This is a genomic window from Streptomyces sp. NPDC026417 (assembly GCF_055567695.1).
Map to the genome: position 1 here is coordinate 1 of NZ_JBVHPY010000087.1, position 4,475 is coordinate 4,475.

Consider the following 4,475-nt stretch of genomic DNA (forward strand, 5'->3'; position numbering starts at 1 on the left):
GGTCCGTCGACAGTTTGAAGGTGTCCGCCAGATGCGGCTTGAGCTGGAACTGCCGCCAGATCCGGCCGACCGTGGACTTCGACAGGCCACTGTGCTCGGCCATCCATTTCCGAGACCAGTGGGTGGCGTTCTTCGGGATCTCCTCCAAGGTCGTGACCACGACCGCCTCCACCTGATCGACACTGATGGTGGGCGGCCGGCCCGGCCTGGGCTCGTCGGCCAGACCGTCCAGCCGCTCGGCGAGGAAGCGCCGCCGCCACTTGCGGAAGGTGTCAGCGCTCATCCGCAACTCCCGGGCGATCGCGACAATGGGTGCCACCTCCGGCCCGGCGCACACCAGCACGATCCGCGCCCGCAGGACCAGTGCCTGGGCCGATGTCGCCCGACGCGTCCATCGCTCCAACACCGCCCACTCGTCATCAGACAACAGCGACGGCTCCAACTTCCGGCCCCGACAAGGAACTGACACACCAGCAGCAGAAGTCACACAACTACTAACGATCAACTACGGGCGCAGGACACTACCAGATCATCGCCACCAACATCCCCGACCATCATGGGCTTCCAAGGTGGCCCGGCTCCGGGCAGGTGTGGTTTGTCGACTCCCTCTACCCCGTGATCACGCCGAGGTCGAGGACCGCGTGAAAGCGATCAAGCGGATCGGTCTCGGGCTGCTGCCGTCGAAGTCCTGGCAGCTGAATGCCGCCTGGGTACTGGCCGCCACGATCGCCGCCGACCTCGACGCCTGGACCCGGCTCCTCCTGCACGACGAGCCGGAACCCGCCGCCGCGGAGCCGGAGACGATCCGGATGAAGCTGTATCACCTTCCCGCCCGGCTCACCGCCCACGCCCGCAGCCGCACCCTGCATCTCGACCGCACCTGGCCCTGGGCAGCGGCGTTCCCCATAGCCTGGCAGCGAGCCACCCAGCTTCCGACCCGCACCTGACAACCGGCCACGACCCCGACGACGCCGGGCCCTCGTGGAAGCCGACGCCCCCCGCAGCGCATGCCATGACCCGCCCCCACACGACAAGGGGCATATCGGGCACCCAGTCGTTCACGGCGACGCCGTCAGACCACAGACGAATCGAGGTCAACTACGCTGGCCACTGCCGAATGACAACCGGTGTCCACAATCAAGGGGAAAGGCTCCTACTCCAATGGTAATCTTGGTCCACAAATGTATAGAAATCGCAGACAAAGCGGGCATGAAGAACGAGGCTCTGCGTCAATCTCGCAGGGGCACCGGATTCCACGAGGCGTATACTGCGCGATTCACACCTCGCAATGATCGACTGAATTTCTTGTGAAAGCTCCATTTCTACGCAGCTTCGAGATGTGGGGGAAAGCTGCAGTTCGTTCATGAGCACTGAAGCCGCTTCGAGGAATCCCTCACTGCTTGTGCGTTCTTGGCCATGGAGGTCGTTCGCGAGTCGTACGCACAGAGCCAAATCCTGCTCAAGGAGAAACAACTGGGGCAAATGAGTGGTAGCCACCGGCTCGTCGAGCAAAATAGCCATAGAATAGAGGTGCACTCCAATACCAATGGTATCTTTGCCGGTCGAAATATACTCACAGAAGAACGGCCATGCCGCAGACTGACACGATCGCCAGCTGAGCTCGCCCAACATGCCAGCAAGCATCCGCCGTATCGCCGCTATCCAGGGGATTGCTAGTGTACCGTAATGTGGTCGACTTGAGAGGTCACGGATCACGTCGGACAGTAGAGCAGCAATGCCCGTCGGGTCGTGATCGGCTGGCGAGAACCCATCGAGCACTGCTGTGCAGTCAGTAACGAGCCGCTGTGCCTCAGTGGTCGAAGGCCGACCGTCATCAAAAAAGTCGTCGACGGCGCAGATAAAAAGACTGACGCGCGCAAGAGACGCGATGGTGCGCGAATCAGAAAAAGGGGATGTCGCGGCGCACGTCAGCGCCACATACGCTAGGCGCTCCGTCCGTACGGAGGGATGTGCTTTCGCCCACTGCCGAAGCTTCACCTCAACCTCGCGAGCTGTCCCAGCAATTCTCTCTCTGTCCGCAGAATTCAAGGCGGCGAGGTAGCGACTCTTCATTACAGAATCACACCTCCACTTGCTGGTAAAGTGCATTCAATACCGCTGAGGTGATCTGAAACTGCGCGGCATAGGTATTCTTGGAAATCCAGATTGGTGGGAATAGGTCGGCCTGAGTAGGCCTGGCAAGCTGCTCCCTCAGAAATTTCCCACCCGCATTAGCTGCATGTGTCACGGCTCGATAGTAACTGGCATTCATTGCCCCATTTCTCAAGTGGGCAGCTAGTCCTGAGACAATATATGCAGTCTCTTCGATCGATGCTGAATGCTGCCCCCATCCACCGTCTCGCTGCTGATGCTCAAGCGTGAAGTCGAGAACTTCTCTTACTGTTTTGGGGAAGGAACGCTGCAAAGTGCGGAGGCTCAACCACCGCTGGGCCCCGTATGTCCAGGTGGCATGCCATTTATCATGACAAAGTTCTTCTGGGTCTAGCGCTGCCATTGCATCAAATTGCGCAGTCAGAGTGGAAACGATCTCACGGTGCAGTGGAACGTTGTCAAAATCTCCCCCCTGTAGCTGCGAGCCGAGCTCCATCGCCATGAGCGAGTGCGCCAAGGCTGCTGGCGACGGGTGAAGCTCTCCCGGATAGCACGCAAATTCGCCCTTGTCGTTCCGGAACGGCATTAGATTCTCGGGCGTCATGCGATCTACACTCTCACCAAAGTCGCTTAGCACATAATAGACGGCCAAGGCGACAGCCGTATCATCGAGGTCGGGCAGCATTTTGTTGTTTGTATCCCAGGAGATGCCTTGCGGCTGGGAGACGTCGATGTCGTTGTATAGCGCTACCATGCTCGACCGAACCGTGTCGTCTCTCGCGATAATTAGGGCGTCTTTCGAGAGTAGCCACGGCAGCAAATTCCATAGTCGTCGGGTCTGTTCCGCTGGGTGAAGATTAGGAAATCCGCGAAAGTCATAGTCCTGATAAGTGTCGTGCAGGTAGTCGACGAGTCGCGAATTTATAGGTCGACCATGCTCGCGCAATACGACGAGTGTTGCGGCTGTTGCCGCAGGTGAAAGTCCGATTGATCCGTTCGGTAAAATGCCGTCGAGTAGCTGGTCTATTTCGCCCTCTTCCAAGTTAGGCATCAGGGCCGCGATCTCCGCTGTGAAGCTGACCGTACTGCCGGCGTCGAATATACCTCCAGCCCGCCGCAGAGACTCCAGCTTCCGGCTGGCCATCACTTCCAACATCTCACAATAGGCAACCGCTGGAGCGCTGAGTCCGAGATTGACCCCTTTCTCTGCGAGCCACCGAATCATTAGTGGAGCTATGAGCTCGAAGGCAACAGTTGCGTGATGCGTGTACTTTGCGCATTCTCGCATTAGTCGATCTACGCTTGCGCGGGCTTCACTCAGCCGCGGGATTTGGTATTCGATCCGCTGTAGCGCCACCATTACTGCGAGCGTATCAACGAGCGCTGAATGAGGAAGGTAGCGTTCGTCTCCCCAAATACCCGTTGCAGTCTGACTTGACAATAGCTTGCTGACCTGCCTCTCCCGTTCATCCGGGGAGAAGAATCCGCTTGAAATCACCCACGCATGATCATAAATCGAGGGGTTCCAGTCCCCGCGGTCGATACGTAGACGCTGGAAGTGATCGACGATTGCCATTCGCATTTCCTGCTGCTGCATGGCGAAGAACTTGGTGCTGATCAATTTAGGTCCTCAGGTAGTTTGTAAACGCCGAGGGCGGAACCGCCAAATGAGATTGCGCTAGGTGTGGTGCCATAATGGCTTGAGGTCAAAAACTGACACAGGCTTGCCAAGGCAAACTGAGCCACAGGGTCCAATCACGCTGATCCTCAACACCTCAGCTGCGCGGATCGATCTGAGTAGTTAGGGCTCGCGCGAAAACTACTTCCTTCGGCTCGGGCGTGTCGTGTCGGCGCGTGGCGACGTGAGGACGTTTGCGTGCACCCTCAAAGGGTTCGGAAAGCGCTACCGGTGTCGTGGAGTATGTCATGGATCACCTAGGCTGAGATGTTATAGGGAAAGGAAGGTCTTCCGAGTCCTCAACCTAGTGAACGTGATCAACAATCTGAGGAACTGGGCAATCAGTACTCAATCGCCTGTACTGAAACGGTTTTCCACGGGCCGAACCGCTCGGGCAGGTCCCGCCACCGCACCCGGTGCAGAATCCCGTCGACCACCTGACGGTGATCCCGCCACCGGTCGCAACGACCGTTGCTCACCAGCAGGAAGGGCAGCAGCCGTTCCCACTCGGCATCCGTCAGATCTCCCCGCCCCCATGTCCACATCAACGACCTGTGGACGAAGTAGTTACTTGATCGGCCGGACAAGTCCTAGCACTGCAACGGTCTTTGGCCTGATGGTTGGGCAGTTTCTGGTGGTGTGTGGCCGCGTCGTTTGTAGTGGCTGATGCGGGCTTGCTGCTGTC

Annotated in this window: 4 protein-coding genes and 1 pseudogene; 1 reads left to right on the forward strand and 4 read right to left on the reverse strand. The window is 58.4% G+C overall.

The genetic code is table 11. The annotated features are described in order from the left end of the window. Nucleotides 1-427 (reverse strand): helix-turn-helix domain-containing protein (locus ACZ4NT_RS38785; RefSeq protein WP_467730119.1); only part of this gene is annotated, 427 nt, incomplete at its 3' end. Here ACZ4NT_RS38785 and ACZ4NT_RS38790 point away from each other — a divergent pair. After that, nucleotides 309-947 (forward strand): transposase, encoded by a 639-nt coding sequence (locus tag ACZ4NT_RS38790; RefSeq protein WP_467730121.1) that lies wholly within the window; start codon nucleotides 309-311, stop codon nucleotides 945-947. The genes ACZ4NT_RS38785 and ACZ4NT_RS38790 overlap by 119 nt on opposite strands. A 190-nt stretch (nucleotides 948-1,137) precedes the next feature. Here the strand turns inward: ACZ4NT_RS38790 and ACZ4NT_RS38795 are convergent, their stop codons facing one another. From ACZ4NT_RS38795 to ACZ4NT_RS38805, 3 genes and pseudogenes are all read right to left on the reverse strand, one after another. Continuing rightward, nucleotides 1,138-1,938 (reverse strand): terpene synthase family protein, encoded by an 801-nt coding sequence (locus ACZ4NT_RS38795; protein WP_467730123.1) that lies wholly within the window; start codon nucleotides 1,936-1,938, stop codon nucleotides 1,138-1,140. 142 nt (nucleotides 1,939-2,080) lie between these two features. Next, entirely contained in the window at nucleotides 2,081-3,733 is a 1,653-nt protein-coding gene (locus ACZ4NT_RS38800; RefSeq protein WP_467730125.1) for a hypothetical protein, read from the reverse strand. Nucleotides 3,734-4,158: 425 nt separating this feature from the next. After that, a pseudogene (locus ACZ4NT_RS38805) lies at nucleotides 4,159-4,335 on the reverse strand (transposase); the annotation flags it as partial. Nucleotides 4,336-4,475 lie beyond the last annotated feature (140 nt).